At 69.4% G+C, this 18,176-nt stretch carries 17 protein-coding genes; 4 read left to right on the top strand and 13 right to left on the bottom strand.

Annotation, left to right across the window (positions count from 1 at the left end):
- Window positions 1-11: 11 nt before the first annotated feature.
- From MMB92_RS14410 to MMB92_RS14425, 4 genes are all read right to left on the bottom strand, one after another.
- A complete protein-coding gene (locus MMB92_RS14410; RefSeq protein ID WP_006491229.1) occupies window positions 12-638 on the bottom strand; it encodes a DUF4142 domain-containing protein in 627 nt (208 codons plus the stop codon).
- A 49-nt stretch (window positions 639-687) separates the two neighbouring features.
- Window positions 688-1,233: a hypothetical protein gene (locus MMB92_RS14415; protein ID WP_058903111.1), complete on the bottom strand. Its 546-nt coding sequence runs from the start codon at window positions 1,231-1,233 to the stop codon at window positions 688-690.
- Between the two features lie 79 nt (window positions 1,234-1,312).
- On the bottom strand, window positions 1,313-1,723 hold the full coding sequence (locus tag MMB92_RS14420; protein ID WP_006494873.1) for a BON domain-containing protein: 411 nt from the start codon (window positions 1,721-1,723) through the stop codon (window positions 1,313-1,315).
- 65 nt (window positions 1,724-1,788) lie between these two features.
- On the bottom strand, window positions 1,789-3,771 hold the full coding sequence (locus tag MMB92_RS14425) for an ATP-binding protein (protein WP_062885512.1): 1,983 nt from the start codon (window positions 3,769-3,771) through the stop codon (window positions 1,789-1,791).
- Window positions 3,772-4,162: 391 nt separating this feature from the next.
- Between MMB92_RS14425 and MMB92_RS14430 the strand changes: the two genes are divergently transcribed.
- Entirely contained in the window at window positions 4,163-5,203 is a 1,041-nt protein-coding gene (locus MMB92_RS14430; protein WP_277562745.1) for a sigma-54 dependent transcriptional regulator, read from the top strand.
- Window positions 5,204-5,231: 28 nt separating this feature from the next.
- Here MMB92_RS14430 and MMB92_RS14435 read toward each other — a convergent pair whose 3' ends face one another.
- Window positions 5,232-7,031: a methyl-accepting chemotaxis protein gene (locus MMB92_RS14435; RefSeq protein WP_006494876.1), complete on the bottom strand. Its 1,800-nt coding sequence runs from the start codon at window positions 7,029-7,031 to the stop codon at window positions 5,232-5,234.
- 199 nt (window positions 7,032-7,230) lie between these two features.
- A complete protein-coding gene (locus tag MMB92_RS14440; RefSeq protein WP_077021082.1) occupies window positions 7,231-7,485 on the bottom strand; it encodes a DUF3562 domain-containing protein in 255 nt (84 codons plus the stop codon).
- A 547-nt stretch (window positions 7,486-8,032) separates the two neighbouring features.
- On the opposite strand from MMB92_RS14440, the gene MMB92_RS14445 reads away from it, so the two are divergent.
- Window positions 8,033-8,467, top strand: coding sequence for a hypothetical protein (locus MMB92_RS14445; protein ID WP_006492218.1), 435 nt, complete (start codon window positions 8,033-8,035; stop codon window positions 8,465-8,467).
- 475 nt (window positions 8,468-8,942) lie between these two features.
- Here MMB92_RS14445 and MMB92_RS14450 read toward each other — a convergent pair whose 3' ends face one another.
- The 6 genes from MMB92_RS14450 to MMB92_RS14475 all read right to left on the bottom strand — a co-directional run bounded on the left by MMB92_RS14450 (window position 8,943) and on the right by MMB92_RS14475 (window position 14,420).
- Entirely contained in the window at window positions 8,943-9,878 is a 936-nt protein-coding gene (locus MMB92_RS14450) for a universal stress protein (protein ID WP_006485822.1), read from the bottom strand.
- A gap of 213 nt (window positions 9,879-10,091) precedes the next feature.
- Window positions 10,092-11,474: an amino acid permease gene (locus MMB92_RS14455; RefSeq protein ID WP_048985478.1), complete on the bottom strand. Its 1,383-nt coding sequence runs from the start codon at window positions 11,472-11,474 to the stop codon at window positions 10,092-10,094.
- Window positions 11,475-11,507: 33 nt separating this feature from the next.
- Window positions 11,508-11,750 carry a hypothetical protein gene (locus MMB92_RS14460; RefSeq protein WP_277562746.1) on the bottom strand — a complete coding sequence of 81 codons (243 nt, stop codon included), beginning with the start codon at window positions 11,748-11,750 and terminating at the stop codon, window positions 11,508-11,510.
- A 168-nt stretch (window positions 11,751-11,918) separates the two neighbouring features.
- Window positions 11,919-12,944: a DedA family protein/thiosulfate sulfurtransferase GlpE gene (locus MMB92_RS14465; protein WP_006485817.1), complete on the bottom strand. Its 1,026-nt coding sequence runs from the start codon at window positions 12,942-12,944 to the stop codon at window positions 11,919-11,921.
- Between the two features lie 184 nt (window positions 12,945-13,128).
- On the bottom strand, window positions 13,129-13,635 hold the full coding sequence (locus tag MMB92_RS14470; protein ID WP_006485821.1) for a cupin domain-containing protein: 507 nt from the start codon (window positions 13,633-13,635) through the stop codon (window positions 13,129-13,131).
- A gap of 314 nt (window positions 13,636-13,949) precedes the next feature.
- Window positions 13,950-14,420 carry a universal stress protein gene (locus MMB92_RS14475; protein ID WP_034202359.1) on the bottom strand — a complete coding sequence of 157 codons (471 nt, stop codon included), beginning with the start codon at window positions 14,418-14,420 and terminating at the stop codon, window positions 13,950-13,952.
- Window positions 14,421-14,739: 319 nt separating this feature from the next.
- Between MMB92_RS14475 and MMB92_RS14480 the strand changes: the two genes are divergently transcribed.
- Window positions 14,740-16,842, top strand: a complete 2,103-nt coding sequence (locus MMB92_RS14480) for a PAS domain-containing sensor histidine kinase (protein ID WP_012493327.1) — start codon at window positions 14,740-14,742, stop codon at window positions 16,840-16,842.
- Window positions 16,839-17,486 carry a response regulator transcription factor gene (locus tag MMB92_RS14485; protein ID WP_006483707.1) on the top strand — a complete coding sequence of 216 codons (648 nt, stop codon included), beginning with the start codon at window positions 16,839-16,841 and terminating at the stop codon, window positions 17,484-17,486. Before MMB92_RS14480 ends, MMB92_RS14485 begins: the two co-directional genes overlap by 4 nt.
- A 40-nt stretch (window positions 17,487-17,526) precedes the next feature.
- Here the strand turns inward: MMB92_RS14485 and MMB92_RS14490 are convergent, their stop codons facing one another.
- On the bottom strand, window positions 17,527-17,931 hold the full coding sequence (locus MMB92_RS14490; protein ID WP_006483706.1) for a lysozyme inhibitor LprI family protein: 405 nt from the start codon (window positions 17,929-17,931) through the stop codon (window positions 17,527-17,529).
- Between the last annotated feature and the right edge of the window lie 245 nt (window positions 17,932-18,176).

Raw genomic sequence — 18,176 nt, forward strand, 5'->3', positions numbered from 1 at the left:
CGGAAAGCCGATCACTGCGCGGCGGCCACCGTCTTCGCGAGTTGCCGCGCGGCACTCAGGTGCGCGTTCAGCGTCGGCAGCGTGCGGGCCGCGAATGCGCGAAGCTGCGGATCGCGGCCCTCTTTCGCCTCGGTTTCGTAAAGCCGGACCGCCGCTTCGTGCGCGCGGGGCCCGGCCAGCGCCACGTACGCGGCATCGAACGCGCGCCCGTCCTTCGCCCGCAATGCCGTTACCTCTGGATCGACGAGCATGCGCGTCTGCACCGGCACGCCCTTTTGCGCACCGATATGCCGCAATTCGTCCGCGATACGCGCGTGATCGTCGACCATCCTGCGGGCGAACGCCTTCACGTCCGCGTTCGACGAGCGGTCGAGCGCGAGCTGGCCGGCCTGCCGTTCCACCTTGCCGATCATGCCCGCCTTGTCGACGAATTCGGCATCGATACCGATCGGTCGTTGGGTCAGGCCAGCCTCGTCGGCGGTCGGGCCGGGGCGGATGACGCCGGGCGCGACCTGCGCGGATGACGCGGGCGGCGCCTGCGCGTGCGACAGCGCGGATGTCAGGATACTGACGGCGGCCGTCAGCACGATGGCCATCGGCCGCCGCGTGCCGGGTTTCATTCGGTGGAGTGTCGTCATCCGGGCCTCCGTGTCGGGCGACGGAGCGGGCCGGCCGCCCGGTTTGCCGTCACGCGGGACGATGGGCCGACGTGAAGAAATCGGTCCACGCGCCGTTGTGCCACGCGCCCTCGGTACGCTCGACCGACAGCGCGCCGGCCGCGAGCATCGTCCGCTCGGCGAACGTGATCGTGCGCCGCGTCACGTGCGCGGCCAGCACGACGCCGTTCTCGCATTGCTTGAGCGCGCCATGCCCCTCCGGCGCATCGCCGCGCATCCGGCCGAGCGCGCCGCACAACGCGCCGACATAGCCGCCGACGAGCGGCACGCCGATCCACGCGAGCGGCGAATGAAGCCCGACCAGATAGAGCAGCGCGGCCCCGGCGAGCCCGACGATCGCACCGATGGCCACGCCTTCCAGCGCGCCGAGGCCGCCCGGCCGCGCGGCGGAGTCCGCATAGACGTCGCCGCCGAGCCAGAACAGCGCGTGCTGTCCGGGCGGATTGAGAAAGAAGACCTTCACGTCGTCCCGATGCATGGCGTGGCCGCGCAACTGTTCCGCGCAGCGTTCCGCCTGTTCGAGCCGCGAGAAACGGCCCGCGATGATGGTGTCCATGTCGAACCTCCTGCCCGGTGACGCGCAGGGCCGCGGACGTGCGACGCCCGGTCGGCCCGGCGCTGGCCCGCGCATCACGTTACTTCCGGCGGATCTGCAGCTTGTCGCGCACGCCGCTCACGCCGTCGACGTCGTGCGCGACGCGGATCGCGGTCGCGCGTTGCCGCTCGTCGGGCACGTTGCCCGTCAGTTCGACCACGCGATCGTGAACCTGCACGTCGATGTCCGCGGAAGCCAGCCCGCGTTCGGCGACGAGCGCGGCCCGGACGCGGGACGCGAGCGTCGCGTCGCGGATCTGGCCCCCGACGGCCGACGCCTGGCTCGCGAGCTTCGCACGCGTGCCCTCCTCGGCGGCTGCGTAGCGGGGTGTCGCGATCCATGCACACGACAGCATCAGTATGCTCGCGATCGGCACGACCGGCGTCCTGCGTCGGCTGCGTGCAGGCCGGCGGCAGCCGCCGTCGCGCCGCATGCTTTCCGTTGCGTCCATCGCGTCTCCTTTTCGTATGCGGCCGAGTGGCCAGGGGGCCGGCCCGCCGGGCCGCGTGCGCGCCGCTATCGGTCGCGCGGCTTCCCGTCGCCGGCGTCGTCCGGTACGACGTCGACGATCACGCTCGCGAGCGTCGGCATGTCGACCGGCTTGCACAGATACGCATCGAACCCGGCGGCCATCACGCGGCGCCGGTCGGCCGTGCCGGCGTGCGCGGTCACCGCCACGACAGGCAGATGCCCGCCGCCGTTCGGCAAATGCCGGATCTGGTCGAGCAGCCAGTAGCCGTCGCCGTCCGGCATCGCGAGATCCGACAGCACGACGCTCGGCTGCTGCCGCTCCACCGCCGCGAGCGCATCGTGCCCCGAACGCGCGGTCGATACCTGTGCGCCCATCGTCTTGAGCGCCGCCGCGAGGCTGGTCCGCGACGTTGCGTCGTCGTCGACCACCAGCACGCGCTGGCCGTCGAGCGCGACCGTATCGGGAGCGCCTCGCGCGCGCGACGTCTGCCCCACCGGATCGTCGGCGTCCCAGCCGGCCGGCAGCGTCACCGTGACGGTCGTTCCGCGCCCGGCGCCCGCGCTCGTCGCGACGACCTCGCCGCCGTGCAGCTGCGCGATATTGCGCACGATCGACAGGCCGAGCCCGAGGCCGCGCTTGGGCGACGTGAACGCGCCTTCCGGCCGGCTGAACGTCTCGAACAGATGCGGCAGGCGTTCCGGCGCAATGCCTTGCCCGGTGTCGGAAACCGACAGCCGCACGCGTTCGCCCGCGCGCGTCAGCGAAACGTTGATGCGGCCGCCCGGCGGCGTGAACTTGATCGCATTCGACAGCAGGTTGGACAGGACCTGACGCAGGCGTTCGCCGTCCGCCGGAATCACGCAGGCGGGCATCGCGTATTCCGTCGACAGCACGAGCCCGTTCGCCTGCGCGGTCGCGTCGAGTTCACGCGCCGCGTCGCGCACGATCCGCACGAGATCGACCGGCACGCGCTCGAGGCGCAGCCGGCCGGTCGCGAGCGACGATGCGTCGAGCAGGTCGGCGACCATGTGCGACAACGACCGTGCGCTGCGATCGATCGCGGCGACCGCCTGCTGCACGAAACCCGGCCCGTCGGCATTGCGCAGTACCTCGACCCAGCCGTAGATCACGTTCAGCGGCGTGCGCAGTTCGTGCGACACCGTCGCCAGCAGCTCGTCCTTCAGCCGGTTCGACGCGTCGGCCTGTACGCGCGCGTCGCGGGCGCCGCGCAACGAACGAAGGTGGTGGCGTTCGTCGCGGCGGCGTTCGCCCGCTTCGCGCAGCGTCAATGACAGGCCCGTGCAGTTGCCCTGCGCGTCGACGATCGGCGACGCGGCGAACGTAGCGCGAAAACGGCCGCCGTCAGGGCGCACGCACAGTACGTCGAGCGGCCCGACCGGCGCGCGCAGGTCCGCGAACGATGCGGGCACCGGATGCCGGCGCAACCAGCGCGGCGCGATCATCGTGACGATGTCCCGTCCGTTCGCCTGGGCCGTATCGATGCCGAAGATGCTTGCCGCGGCCGGATTCCAGCTGGTGATCCGGCGCGCGGCGTCGGTCCCGACGATGGCATCGGGCGACGCGTCGACCACGCGGCGCAGCAGCCCGTCGTCGGGCGCAGCCGCGACGGACGACGGCTCGAGGTGCGGCGGGTACGAGCCGCCGTCGTCGTCATCGATCTCGCGCAGACGATCGTTCGCGAGCAGCGGCTTCACGGCCGTCACCAGCACGCATTCGACGAAACTGATCGCGACGAACGCGCCGGCTTGCGCCAGCAGCGTCGCCAGCGGCGCGTCGCGCCACCACAATGCGCCGATCACGCCGACGCTCGCGGCGGTCGCGACGAGTCCGCCGGCGAACGACGTCAGCCATGCGGCAGCCGCCACGCCTGCGTAGAAAGGCAGCGGCGCAAAGGGCGCGTGCTGGCCGACAGCCCGAATCGCCCACGCCTGCAGCGCGGACGCAAGCCCGACGGCCAGCACGACCCATGCACCCTGCCGCAACACCTCACGGGTCAGAGTCCTCATTGCATCCTTGCATCGCACCGGCTGCCGTCGTGCGGGGCATGCCGCCAGTCGGCCATCCGGCATGCCGTCGAACGCGCCGGGCGAGCGTGAACGCGTCAGCAAACGGCGTGCCTGGCCGGGGCTGGCAGTCGGGTTCGCGGCAACGGCAGGCGGGACCGTGCGCCCGCTCGGGGCCGTGGCCGATCAGGTCGTCGCCGATCTCACGGCGCGCGCGGGCGCACCGTGCGGCCGGCCACTTTTTTCATCGACTTCCTGTAAAAAAGCGCCGGTAGCGACCGGATGGAGCGTCGCGCGCCGAATGCGCGGAAAACCGATGGGCGATTCCTTTCGTGCCGCTCGCCCGCATTGGAAATTCCTATTCAGCGGCACCTTCGTGGTCGTTTCGCTGTCGATGATAAATATTGCAATCAACGGGATGCGTGATGCCGTTTTTCAAAACGGCCCGCGAACGCCTATGGGTGAATCCGCCAACCGGACGAAGCAGCGCGCAGACGACCGCCGGCTGTCCGGCCGGTCCGCCGCGATGCGCACGCTGCTCGGCCGTATCGAGAAAATCGCGCCGACCCGCGCGAGCGTGATGATTGCCGGCGAAAGCGGGGTCGGCAAGGATATCGTCGCGCGCCGGCTGCACGATCTGAGCGCCCGGCGCGACGGCCCGTTCGTGCCGATGAACTGCGGCGCGATTCCGCCTGACCTGGCCGAGGCGCAATTGTTCGGGCACGAGAAAGGCAGCTTTACCGGCGCGGTCACGCAGCGTGAAGGGTTCTTCGAAGCCGCGCGCGGCGGCACGCTGCTGCTCGACGAGATCGCGGAGATGCCCGCGGCGCTGCAGGTGAAGCTGCTGCGGGCGATCGAGTCGAACACGATCGTGCGGGTGGGCGGCACCGAATCGATTCCGCTCGACGTGCGGTTCGTGTCGGCCACCCGCCACAATCCGGCCGACGCCGTGCGCGACGGCCGGTTGCGCGAGGACCTGTTCTACCGGCTCGCCGCGTTCGCGATCTACGTGCCGCCGCTGCGCCAGCGCGACGGCGACGTCGAGACGATCGCGCGGGAATTCGTCGACACGCTGAACGCACGGCATCGCTCGCACAAGCGGCTGACCGACGCGGCGATCGCCGCGTTGCGCGCGTATTCGTGGCCCGGCAACGTGCGCGAGCTGCACAACACGATCGAGCGCGCGTACATCCTGTCGGACGAAGGCATCGAGGTCGCGCTGCCGAAGCAGCCGGTGCCGGCCCTCGACAGCACGTCGGAAGGCGCGATGGCGCTGCCGCTCGGCGCGACGCTGCACCACGCGCAGCAACACTTCATCGCGGCGACGCTGCGTCACTTCGACGGCAACAAGCCGCGCGCGGCCAAGGCCCTCGGCATCAGCCTGAAGACGCTCTACAACCGGCTCGCGCTGATGCGCGACCAGGACGGTTCGTGAGCGGCGCAGCCCGCGAGCCGCCGCTGCGTCAGGCGACCTTGAACTGGCCGACCGTCGTCGCCAGCGCGTTCGCCTGCGACTGCAGCGCGGTGGCCGCCGCGGTCGACTGTTCGACGAGCGCCGCGTTCTGCTGCACCATTTCGTCGAGCTGCGTGACCGCGCGGTTCACTTCCTGGATGCCGCGCGTCTGCTCGTTCGCCGCGTGCGTGATCTCGGAGATGATGGTCGTCACGTTCGACACGTTGGACACGATCTCGCGCATCGTGTCGCCGGCCTGGCGTACCTGGCCGGACCCGGCCGACACGCTCGCGACCGTCGATTCGACCAGCACCTTCACTTCGCGCGCGGCTTGCGCGCTGCGCTGCGCGAGGCTGCGCACTTCCTGTGCGACGACCGCGAAGCCGCGGCCCTGTTCGCCCGCGCGGGCCGCTTCGACGGCCGCGTTCAGCGCGAGGATGTTGGTCTGGAACGCGATCCCGTCGATCACGCCGATGATGTCGCCGATCCGGCCCGACGCCTCCTCGATCTTCCCCATCGTCGCGACCACGTCCGACACGACCACGCCGCCGTGCGACGCGATCCGCGACGCGGCCGCCGCGCGTTCGTCGGCCTGGCTCGCGGCCGCCGCCGACTGACCGACGGTCGCGGTGATCTCTTCCATCGACGCGGCGGTTTGCTCGAGGCTTGCCGCCGCCGATTCGGTCCGCGACGACAGGTCCTGGTTGCCCGCCGCGATCTCGTTCGCGGCCGTGCGCACCGATTCGCTGGCGTCGCGGATCTGGCGCATCACGTGGTTCAGCTTGTCGACGAAGCTGTTGAACGAGCGCGCGATGTCGGCGACTTCGTCGCGGCCGTCGGCCGGCAGGCGCTGCGTCAGGTCGCCGGCGCCCGAGCCGATCGCGGCCATCGCCTGGCGCACCTGCGACAGGCGGCGGAACGCGGTTGCGGTGATCGCGCCGATGATCAGCGACGCCACGCCGACGATCACGATCAGCGTGATCAGCGACGCGGTCAGCAGCGAACGCATCCCGGCCGTCGCTTCGGTCTTGTCGAGCAGCACCAGCGCGTACCAGTCGGTGCCCGGCACCGGTTTCGCGCGCACCAGCTTCGCGTCGCCGCCGACGCCGACCTCGACCGGCGCGCTCGCCGCCGCGATCGACGCCACGCCCAGCGAGCCGAGTTCGGGCGAGACGTCGGCGACCGGCTTCAGCGTGAGCTTCGCGTCCGGGTGCGCGACCACGTGGCCGCTGCTGTCGATCAGCATCCCGAAGCTCGCCGGCGTCGGGCGGATCGACTTGACGTTGGCGATCACGCTGTCCATCGACACGTCCGCGGCGACGACGCCCTTCAGCGCGCCGTCGCGCAGGATCGGCACCGCGAACGTGACGACGAGGTTGCCGGTGCCGGCATCGACGTACGGCGGCGTGACGACCGGCTTGCCGGCCTGCGCGGCCTGCTTGTACCACGGGCGGCCGGTCGGGTCGTAGTCGGGCGGGATGCCGGTCGGATCGGAGAAGTGGAACGCCTTGTCGGCGTAGCCGGCGTAGACGTTGGTGAAGCCGCCGGCCGCGGCCATCTGCTTGAACACCGGCAGCGGATCGGGGGTCAGCGCGGCATCCTGCAGCGACGCGATCATCCGGCTGCGGGTCGCGACCCAGTCGGCGATCCCGACCACGTGACCGCTGGCGACGGAGGTCAGGTTGCGGTCGATCGCGTCGTCGTTGTACGAGCGTGCGATGAAATAGTTGATCAGGGTCGTGGCGACGAGCGCGAATACGACGATGGCGACGCACGCGGCGAGAATGCGGGCGCGAATGGACGAGAACATGGCAACGACTCGGTAAGGGAGCGCGAACGCCCGGTGGACGAATTCACCGGGTAAACGGCAATCGCGCCGCTTACTTGAGGTCGTTGTGACAATTCAGTGAAACGTATGACGAAAGCCGCCGGCGACTGTCGGCGGATCGTCAGGATGGCCGGCGCCAACGGGCATGTGGCATGTCGGTGCGGCACCCGGCCGCCGCGCGTTACAGCCGATGGCTCGGGCGCGGATCGGCGTCCGCGGGCGCCGCGTTGGCGCGGGTGTCGCGGTCGAACTCGTCCTTCTGGCGCATCCGCTCGCGCAGGTTGCGGATCGCGAACACGTGGATGTAGTCGTGCACGCGCGCACCGGACGACAGCGCGCGCACTTCGTCGTCGAGCATCGCGCGCAGCTGATCCGCGCCGATCGCACGCTGTTCGGCGGCTTCCTTGAGTGAATCGAGCAAATTGTCCTTGGGCATCGACGGACTCCTGACGGTCGAGGAACGAAAAGATGGCGGTACCGGAAGCTTAAAGACTAGACAGATACGCGGCGTACGATGCGCCGGCACGTGTTTGCGCGCGATCAACGGCACGTTGCGTGCCGCCGCGCCGATCCGTTTCCGAACCGACCCCGCGCGGGGTTCGCGGTGCACGTGGCCCGCGAACGAGACTGGAAGCCCTGCCACGCCACCCCGGGGCGCGGCACTGACGACGGGCGGCAGGTGAAACGCACGCGCGACGCCGATGCAGACGCGAACTTAGACCGGCCGAAATCATGCGTCAAGCGGCGCCCCGCGTGTGCCGTCCATTCGTCGAACGAACCTGCCGGCCCGGCCGGTCGACTGCCGCGCGTGTCAGCGGATTCCGATACGCGTCGCGCAATTTCCTGACAGCGACTTCAGCGCGCGCCGCTTGGCAGCGCACCGTCGCCGCACGATACTGATCACATGAACCAGGCGTTCATACCGGAACATCGCTCAGCTGGCCATCGAGCCGGCACGCGGGGTTCCGCGCAGGAGACCAATCATGGCACATCGCAACTTGCCGGGCCGGGACGGCCAGCGGCGCGCGTCGGGCAACGCGCGCGCCCTGCCCGCCCGGGCCGCGTCGGCCGGCAACCGTCCGTCCGACGATCTCGACACCCTGCTCGCGCTCGCCCGCGAGGCCGGGTTGCTCGTCACGCTCGACGGGCAGATCGGCCGCGAAAAGTATCAGAGCGTCGTGGGGTCGGTTCTCGCGTTGCAGCGGTTCGCCGCGGCGCTCAGCGCGCGAACCGAAGCCGACGCGCCGGCCGTGTCCGAGCCGCGTCGCAAGGCGCGCCCGGGCTGGCCGCATGCGAATCGTCTGCGCAGCCGCACGTGCAGCGCATGCGCGCCGCTCCGTGTCGCTCATCCGCATTCGCGGGTACGGCGCGGCGCGGGCCGCCGGCACGACCTGCGATCGGTTCTTCGTATCCTCTGATCTGAGCGCGTCACCGACGCACGGCACGAGGCGACTGCCATGCCCGCGCGCTGCCGTGCAGGCTTCCAGGTTCGCCGTGGTCCGTGCCGAAGCGACCGCGCGATGACGCGCCGCTCGACGCGGCCGCGTTCAAAACCATTCCTGCGGGAAAGTGAATTCGACGGGGCCAGGCGGAAAGCGGACGGGGTGACTTGCACCCCGCCCGTCCTCCAAGGCAACCGTCGGTTGCCTACCCTCGTGCCAGAGAGTTCCCGGTCGGATGACGCGCCGGACGAACACGTGGCGCGGCTCCCGAAAATGATGTGACGGCGGCGCGTGCGACGGTGATCGTCCCTCGCATACCGGCGCGGTTGCCGTCGCGACTGCACGACCAACCCGCCGCGTCTCCGGATGTTCCATCACTGTCTCACGCGATGTGCGTCGCGTTTCTGATGCAGGTCAATCCAAACCCGCTTCGGTCGCGATGACGCGCGATTCAGTCCGCGCCACGCACCAGCAACACGGGCACCTGCGCGAGATGCGCGACGCGCCGCGCGACGCTGCCGATCAGCCAGGCGGCGATGCCGCGACGGCCATGCGTGCCGACCACCAGCAACTCCGCGCGCCAGTGCACGGCATCGCGCATCAGCGCATGGGCCACGTCGTCGCTGGTCGGGCGCGTTTCGACGATGCCGCGCTTGGTCGGATTGCCGGTCGCATGGAACAGCGGGCCGATCTTCGCGAGCGCATCCTCGCCCTCCGCGCGGTACGCATCCTCGAGCGCGCGCACGGGCACGACATCGGTCAGACGAACCGCGCGATCGATCACGTACGCCGCATACAGCAACGTCGTCGGCGCCGCGAAGCCGAGCCCGACGCGCACCGCGTGCAGCGACGGCTCGCTGCCGTCGACCGCGAACATCAGCCGCTGCAGCGCGCCGTCCGACGGCCGCGCATAGGTGCCCGGCACGATCAGCAGCGCGCAGCGCGCGCGTTTCGTCAGCGTGTCCGACATCGCGCCTTCGACGAGCCGCAACAGCCCGTGATGCGGATTCGCGCCGATCACCAGCACGTCCGCATGCCACGTCGACGTATCGTTCACCAGTGCGTCCGCCACCGAGCCGCCCGTGACCGACGTATCGACGACCGTCTGTTCGACGTCGATGCCGTTGTCGGCGAACAGCGCCGCGATCCGCTCGCAGGTGGCGTGCGCTTCGCGCGTCATGTCCTCGCGCGCGGACGTCAGCAGCGCATCGATGCGCGGAATGTCGGGCAACACGAGGCGCGGATTGTCGATCGCGCAAATGATGCGCAATCGCATGCCGGGGCTCAGCAGCGTACGCACGTAGCGCGCGGCGGTCAGCGATTCGGGCGTCGGGTCGACGGCCAGCGCGATCCGCGCGAGCGTCGGGATGGGCTGGGCAGGCTGCATGGCGAAGGCCTCCGTGCGTGCACGTCGTCGCTGAACGACGACGGGCGCTTCGCGCGGCAGCGGCGCGCGGCGGCCGGACAGCCGCCGCGGTCGCAGGGATCGGCGGATGCCACGCGAAGCGCGGACAAGCAATGCGTTCGTTCAGCATAGGCCGTCCGGCCCGCGCATGCATGATCGCGATCAACGATCGCGCGGCACCCTGCCCGCGCCGGCTTACGACTTCGTCGGCATCGATGCGGCCGGACGGTTCGCGTAGAACAGCGCGTACGCGATGCCGAGCAGCACGATCCACACCGGCCCGATCACGAGCGCGACGCGCGTATCGGGCGTGAACGCCATCAGCACGACGACCAGCGCGAGAAACCCGAGCGCGACGAACGAACCGAGCGGATAGAACGGCACGCGAATCGGCAGGCGCGCGATCTTGTCGGCCGACAGCGTGCGGCGAAAACGCATCTGCGCGATCAGGATCACGCACCACGTCCAGATCGCGCCGAACGTCGACACCGACGTGAGCCACGTGAACACGTGCTGCGGCGCGAGATAGTTGAGCAACACGCCGATCAGCAGCAGCGCGACCGACACGGCCACGCCGTACACGGGCACGCCGCTGCGGTTCACGCGACCGAGCGCGGCCGGCGCCTGGCCTTGCTGCGCGAGGTTGTAGAGCATCCGCGCGGTGCTGAACAGGCCGCTGTTGCACGACGACAGCGCCGCGGTCAGCACGACGAAGTTGATGATGCCGGCGGCGGCGGGAATGCCGAGCCGCGAGAACGTCATCACGAACGGGCTGCCCTGCGTGCCGATCTGGTCCCACGGATAGAGCGACATGATCACGAACAGCGCGCCGATGTAGAAAATCAGCACGCGCCAGAACACCGAGTTCACGGCCTTGGTCAGCGACTTCTCCGGGTTGCGCGCCTCGCCGGCCGTGAGGCCGAGCATCTCGACGCCGAGATACGCGAACATCACGATCGGCAGCGCGGCGATCACGCCGTTGATCCCGTTCGGCATGAAGCCGCCGTGCGACCACAGGTTCGAGATGCCGGTCGCGATGCCGCCGTTGCCGATGCCGAACGCGATCATCAGCCCGCCGCCGATGATCATCAGCACGATCGTGACGATCTTGATCAGCGCGAACCAGAATTCGAATTCGCCATACAGCTTGACCGCGATGAAGTTCACCGAGCCCATCGCCATCAGGGCCGCGAGCGCCCAGATCCAGTTCGGCACGCCGGGAAACCACATGTGCATGTAGACGCCGACCGCCGTGATTTCCGCCATGCAGGTGACGATCCACACGAACCAGTAGGTCCAGCCGGTCAGGTACCCGGCGAGCGGGCCGAGGTAGTCGCGCGCATAGCGGCTGAAGGCGCCGGCGACCGGGTTGGTGATCGCCATTTCGCCGAGCGCGCGCATGATCAGGAAGATCGCGAGGCCGCCCAGCAGATAGGTCAGCAGGATGGCCGGGCCGGCCGTGCGGATTGCGGTGGCGGAGCCGAGGAACAGGCCGACGCCGATCGTCGCGCCGAGCGCCATCAGGTTGATGTGCCGTTCTTCCAGCCCGCGGTGCAACTGGTCTTCTGGTTGTTTCAAATCCGTCTCCTGGCAGCCGCGAGCGGGCCGCCGTCATTGTGTCGATGACAAGGCGCGCCTGTTCATGCCGAGTGTGGCAGCCGAAAACGAAATAATCGCCGCTGTCGATTTCCGAATAAGAAACGACACGGATACCGCGTCAATCCGGTTGGAATTGCCGCGGATTATCCGAATTTCCCGGAACAATCCGGAAAAACGGATCGAGCCCTTCACGGAATACACCCGAGCGGCCCGCGCGACGCGGCTGTGCGCGTGGCGAGCGGCAACGGGATCCATCGCTTTCGGCGCGAACGACCGCGCGTCGAATGTGCGCAATTTCGCGCACGCAATATGCAGGCGGGATTATAGGGAGGATCGGCGATTTAACGCCAGGTGATTTTGGGGAAAATCGCGGTGCGTGAAAGCGGTGATCGGATTCGAATGCGCGCGGCGCAGCGCGCGCATTTATTTCGACAACGTCGCCCGCACCGTATATTCGCCGTCGAGCCGGCCCTGCTCGGGCCGCACGAAATAACGCGACGAATCCAGATCGGCCGGCAGCGGCTCGACCGGATAACCGTGCTTTTCCCACGCATCGAGGCCGCCCTTCAGCGCGCGGATGTTGTGGATCATCTTCTTGCGCTGCATCTTCGCGATCAGGCGCTTCGCGGTCGCCTCGTTCGGGCACACGCAATAGACGACGATCGGCCGTTTCAGCACTTCCGGATCGAGCAGATCGGGCGAATCGAGATCGACCGGCACCGCGCCCGCAATCCGGTATGGCTCGCGTTCGCGAATCGCCTTGGGCCGCGCGTCGAAGATCAGCGGCGGTTCGCTGGACGTCATCATCTCGACGAGCTGCGGCGGCGAAATGCGCACCTGCGCGAGATAGCGGCGGAACTGCACGCGGCGCACCCAGCGGTACAGCAGGAACGTGATGAAGATCGCGAGGAACGCGTCGAGGATCGTGCCGCCGCTCGCGCGCACCCACAGCACGAACTGGACGATCTGGTCGTGAATCGCCGCGCCGCCGATCAGCCAGAACGCCGCCCACAGCGACGCGCCGGCCAGATCCCAGAACAGAAACACGCCGATGCCGATCGCGGTCGTGCCGAGCAGCGGCGCCGACACGAGGCCGAGGCCCGGCAGGAATTTCGACAGCACGAGCAGCGGCGCGCCGTATCTTTCGAACACGTTACGCGCGAAGCGCAGCGTCGTGTCGAGCGACAGCGAGAAGCGCACGAGGCCGTTCAGCAGACGCCGGCCGCGCGTGCGGCCCATGAAGAACCACAGCGAATCGGCCAGCATCGTCGCGCCGATCGCCGCCGCGAACATGCTGACCCAGGACGCCTGCCCCATCGCCGCCATCGTGCCGCCGAGAATCAGCATCGGCACGGCCGGCACCGGCACGCCGAGCTGCGTGATCAACACGCTCGCGAACACGGCCCACGGGCCGAGCGACGATGGAATAGCAATGGGAAAGTGCCACACGGCGGCGCTCCTGGAAGACATGCAGGCCGCGCGACGGGGCCGTCGGTACGGCGGCGCAACGGCCGCCGCGGCACGTCCGCGACCAACCGGTGCATCATGCGCATTCTAAACGGGTTTGGCCTCGACCGCGCGGAACGCGGCCGTCGGCACGGGCTTTGCGCCGGACGTGACGCGCCCGTGACAGTCACGCGTCGGAGCGCTGCGCGAGCTGGGCGACGTGTTCCGCGTAGTCGGGAAACTCGGCCGCCAGCGCGGCCGCATCGGCCAGCTCGAATTCCGCGAACTCGAACCCCGGCGCAACCGTGCAGCCGACGAGCGCGACGTGCTGCGGCGACGCGCAGCGCGCGCCGAACCAGCTTCCGGCCGGCACGACCGCCTGGAACACGGTGCCGGGATGCGTGAGCGGATTGCCGAGCCGGTGGATCGTCAACCCGTCGCGCGCGTCGAGTACCCACACTTCGATCGGGTCGCCCGCATAGAAATGCCAGACCTCGTCGGAGCGGATGCGGTGCCACGACGAATACGCGCCGTCGCACAGCAGGTAGTAGATCGCGGTCGACGCGGCACGGGGCGCGCCGTCGGCCGGACGCACGACCGAATCGGTCGCGCGGTAGGTTTCACGGAAATAGCCGCCTTCGGGATGCGGCTGCAGGTCGAACTGGCGAATCAGGTCGGGCGCGGAAATCGGCATGGCAGATGACGTCGGTAAGGTAGGAAACCGGCATCCGGCGGCCTGCCCGATCTCGATTTACGCGCTCGGATGCCGCCGGATGTCCCTGCGTCGATCGCCGCGGCCATGCGCGCGGCGATCGAGCGGACACCGGCCGATGCTGCCAGAACTGCGTGCCGGGATGCAACCGTCGACGCGCAATCGCGCACCGGCGAGCGTATCGGCAGTGCGGCGCCGCGCGCCGGATCGCTCGCGCCGACGGCCGGCCCGGCGCGCGGCGCTCGGCCGACCGCGGATGTGTGCGCCGCGTCGGCCGCCGTACCGCCCGTCGTCGATCATGCGGCCGCCGACGCCCCCGCCTCGCCATGCCGCACCAGCAGCACGGGCCGGTCGGCCGCGCGCAGCAACGATTCCGCCACGCTGCCGAGCAACAGCCTGCGCAGGCCGTGTCGCCCGCTCGTGCCCATCACGATCAGATCGGCGTCGGCTTCGGCCGCCGTGCGCATCAGCACCGTCGCGATGTCCTCGCCGTACGCGTCGAGCGCGCGCACCGTGCCGCGCACATGCTGCCGCGCGAGCGCCGCTTTCGCATCGTCGAGCACCGGCGTCGCGGCGTCGGCCGCGGCGGCATCGCCGTCGCGCTCGGCCGCGAAGCCGGCGTCGACGTCGACGAGCTGCGGCCGATGCTCGACGACGTACGCACAGGTCACTTCGCCGCCGGACGCCGTCGCGATCCGGATCGCCTCGTTCAGCGCGAGACGCGCGCTCGGGCTGCCGTCGAGCCCGACGAAAATCCGCTTGTACATGGTCCGTCCCTCCGACCGGGCGCGCGTCGCGCACTGCGCCGCCACGACCCGTTACCGCAAGCCGGCCCGGCGCCGGCTTGCCTGCCGAACAGTCTGCCCCACGTGCCGACGCGCGCGTTGACGCGCGTCAAGCGCGCCTCGCGCGCCCGCTGCCCCACGCCGTTTGCCGCAATTTCAACCGACCCCATTACAAAAAATGTGTAAAACGCGCACAATTTCATCTTGAAAATAGTCGTTGCACGCAGCCGGTGCGAGTTTTCCCGGTTTTGCCGCGCTGCCCGAGTGCCCCGGGTAGCCCGAATAACAGAATGGCCATCGAATGACCGCCAGTGGAACCCCGACGCGTGACGCCAGAGGGCCCACGCGCCTCCAGACCATGTTACGCCAGCCGTTCGCGGCCGGCGTCGTCGCGCTGTGCGCGGGCGCCGTGCTGTCGCTCGGCGTCGCGCTGCTGGTGCGCGAGCAGTGGCAAGGCGCCGTTCACACGCGTTTCGAACGCCGCACGTCGCACGTGACCGCGATGCTGCGCCACGAACTGCAGGCCGGTGTCGCCGTGCTCGAAGGCGCGCGCGGCGCGTTCGGCCTCGTCCCGGACATGACGCCCGGCCAATGGCGCCGGTATGCGGAGACGCTCGATCTCGACAGCGGCCGCTCGCCGGTCCGGCAGATCGGCTATGCGCCGCTGACGCCCGCGGCGCGCGCCGCGCTGGCCGGCGCGAAGCCGCTGCCGGCCGATCCGCTCGCGGCTGCGACGCTCAGCGCGCCCGTCTCGAACTCGCCGGTCGTGCGCTTCGGTGCGTCCGACGCGGCGCCGCTCACGCGCGCGCTGCGCACCGGCGATATCGCGCTCGGCGTTCACCCTGCCGACGACGACACTTCCCGCGACGCCCGTACCCTGACGCTGTTCCTGCCCGTGGCGTCTTCGCCGCTGGCGGCCGCCAAGCCCTCCGGCACGCGGGAAGGCGGCGCCGACGGGATGCTGTTCGCGGCGCTGAGCCCGCGGCGCCTGATCGAGCGCGCGCTCGATGCGGAGCGCGGAATCGACCTGTGGATGACCGCCGGCGGCGATGCGCGCGCGATCGCCAGCGTCGAGACGACGACCGACGAAGCATCGGCGTCGCCCGACCTGATGCGGCGCACCGATGTGCTGAATTTCGGCGGCACCGCGCTGACGCTCGCCTATTCCGCGGACGGCCGGCCGAGCGCGACCGGCGCGCAGCGTGCGGCCGGCACCGTGCTCGCCGCCGGGCTGATCGCGTCGTTCGCGTTCGCGGCGCTCGTCCATGCGTTGCTGCGCGGGCGCGCCGACGCCGGTGCAAGCAGCCGCGGCATCCTCAACGAGGCGCGGATGATGGGCATCATCCGTTCGTCGATGGAAGCGATCATCACGATCGACGAGAAGCAGACGGTCGTGATCTTCAACCCGATGGCCGAACAGGTGTTCGGCGTGTCCGCGATGGAAGCGATCGGCGCGCCGCTGTCGCGCTTCATTCCCGAACGGTTCCGCGCCGCGCACGCGAAGCACGTCGACCAGTTCGGCGTGACGGGCGTGTCCGAGCGGCAGATGGGCCGCCAGCGCGTGCTGTTCGGGCTGCGGGCCAACGGCGAGGAATTCCCGATCGAAGCGTCGATCTCGCAGATCCGCGACGCGTCGGGCAAGCTGTATACGGTGATGCTGCGCGACATCACCGAGCGGCAACGGGCCGAGAATGCGTTGAAGCAATCGCGCGAGGAATTGCGCGAATTGTCCGCGAACCTGCAGAACGTGCGTGAGGAGGAAAAGACCCGTATCGCGCGCGAACTGCACGACGACCTCGGGCAACAGCTCACCGCATTGAAGATGGACCTGTCGGTCGTCGAGCAACAATTGCGGATGCCCGGCCGCGCGCAACCCGATGAAGGCGTGCAGACACATCTGCAAGGCATGCGGCGGCTGATCGACGCGACGGTCGCGTCGGTGCGGCGCATCGCGGCCGACCTGCGACCGGTGATGCTCGACGATCTCGGCCTCGTGCCCGCGATCGAATGGCTCGCGAACGATTTCACGAACCGCTACGGGATCGATGTCGAGCGCCACATCGAAACCGGCGGCCTCACGTTCACCAGCGCGGGCGCGACCACGCTGTTCCGCATCGTCCAGGAAGCGCTGACGAACGTCGCGCGCCATGCGGATGCGACGCGCGTGGCGTTGCGGCTCGACATCGAGGAAGGCTTTTGCGTGCTGCGCGTCGCGGACAACGGCCGCGGCGCGGCGCCCGGCGGCCCGGCCCACGAGGACAAGTCGTTCGGCCTGATCGGCATTCGCGAACGCGCCCACATGCTGGGCGGCACCGTGACGATCGACACCGCGCTCGCGCGCGGCTTCTCGATTACCGTCGCCTTTCCGCTCGCCACCGTTCAACAGGACACGCTCATCACATGATCAAGGTGCTCATCGCCGACGACCATACGCTCGTACGCGACGGTCTGCGGCACATCCTCCAGAACGCCACCGGATTCGAGGTGGCCGGCGAAGCCTGCGACGGCCCGTCGACGATCGCGCTGGTGCGTGCGACGCCCGCGCAGGTGCTCGTGCTCGACCTGTCGATGCCCGGCCGCAACGGCGTCGAGCTGATCAAGCAGATCAAGGACGAAAAGCCCGCGCTGCGCGTGCTGGTGCTCACCATGCACGCGGAGCAGCAATACGCGGTGCGGGCGTTCCGCGCGGGCGCGTCGGGGTATCTGACGAAGGAAAGCGCGAGCGCGGAGCTGGTCGGCGCGGTCACGAAAGTGGCGTCGGGCGGTGTCTACGTGAGCCTCGCGATGGCCGAGCAGTTCGCGCAGAGCCTGAACGAGCCGGCCGAAACGCTGCCGCACCAGCGGCTGTCCGACCGCGAATTCGACGTGTTCCGTCGGATCGCCGCCGGCCAGACGCTGACCGAGATCGCGAATGCGCTGTGCGTGAGCGCGAAGACGGTCAGCACCTACAAGACCCGGATCCTGGAAAAGATGCAGATGCCGCACGAAGCGGCGCTCGTGCGCTACGCGATGCGGCACAAGCTGCTCGACGAGACGGACGACGTCTGAGCCGGCGTCGTGCAGGCCCGGTCGGGCCCGCGCGTGATCGTTACTTCGCGGGCACCGGGCACGCGAGGTCGCCTTCCTCGCAGGACAGATAGCCCTTCAGGGTGTCGGTGCGCGCTTTCGTCAGATCGTCGAGACAGGTCGATACGACCATCGGGTATGCACTGCCGTCCTCGGCATTCGCGCTCGAGAAACGGCATTCGGCGTCGCGGTACGCGATCCACGCGCGCTGCGCATTCACGAGCTTGTCGGCAAGCGGCCGCGCGTCGCGCAGGCGCGCGGTGACGGCCTGGTAAGTCCGGTTCAGTTCCCCGTCGGATTTCTTGTACGCGCGATCGGCACACGCCGTCATCGTCGCCTGATCCGTCGCGTCCGCACAATTCGCCTGCGCATGGGCGACGCTCGCCACCAGCGCCAGCGAGCCCAGCAGACCGGTCAAGACACGCATGGATGCTCCTTGTCGTTCGTTGAAGTGTGGAACCCGACGCCCTGCTGCGCCCCGTATGAATGGGCCGCGCCACGCGCCGCGGCGACATCGACCGCGATGCTAGCGCACGTGCGGCGGATTGTCAGCGGGGTGCGGCGCGGCGGGTGACGTGATCATGCACGCCAAGGTATCGCGCGGATCCCGCGCCGATCGGCATCCGGCGTTTCGCTCATGCGCGCCGCAGGCTATCAGCGACCGATTCGGCC

This window comes from Burkholderia sp. IO2, assembly GCF_029522185.1.
GTDB lineage: Bacteria > Pseudomonadota > Gammaproteobacteria > Burkholderiales > Burkholderiaceae > Burkholderia > Burkholderia cenocepacia.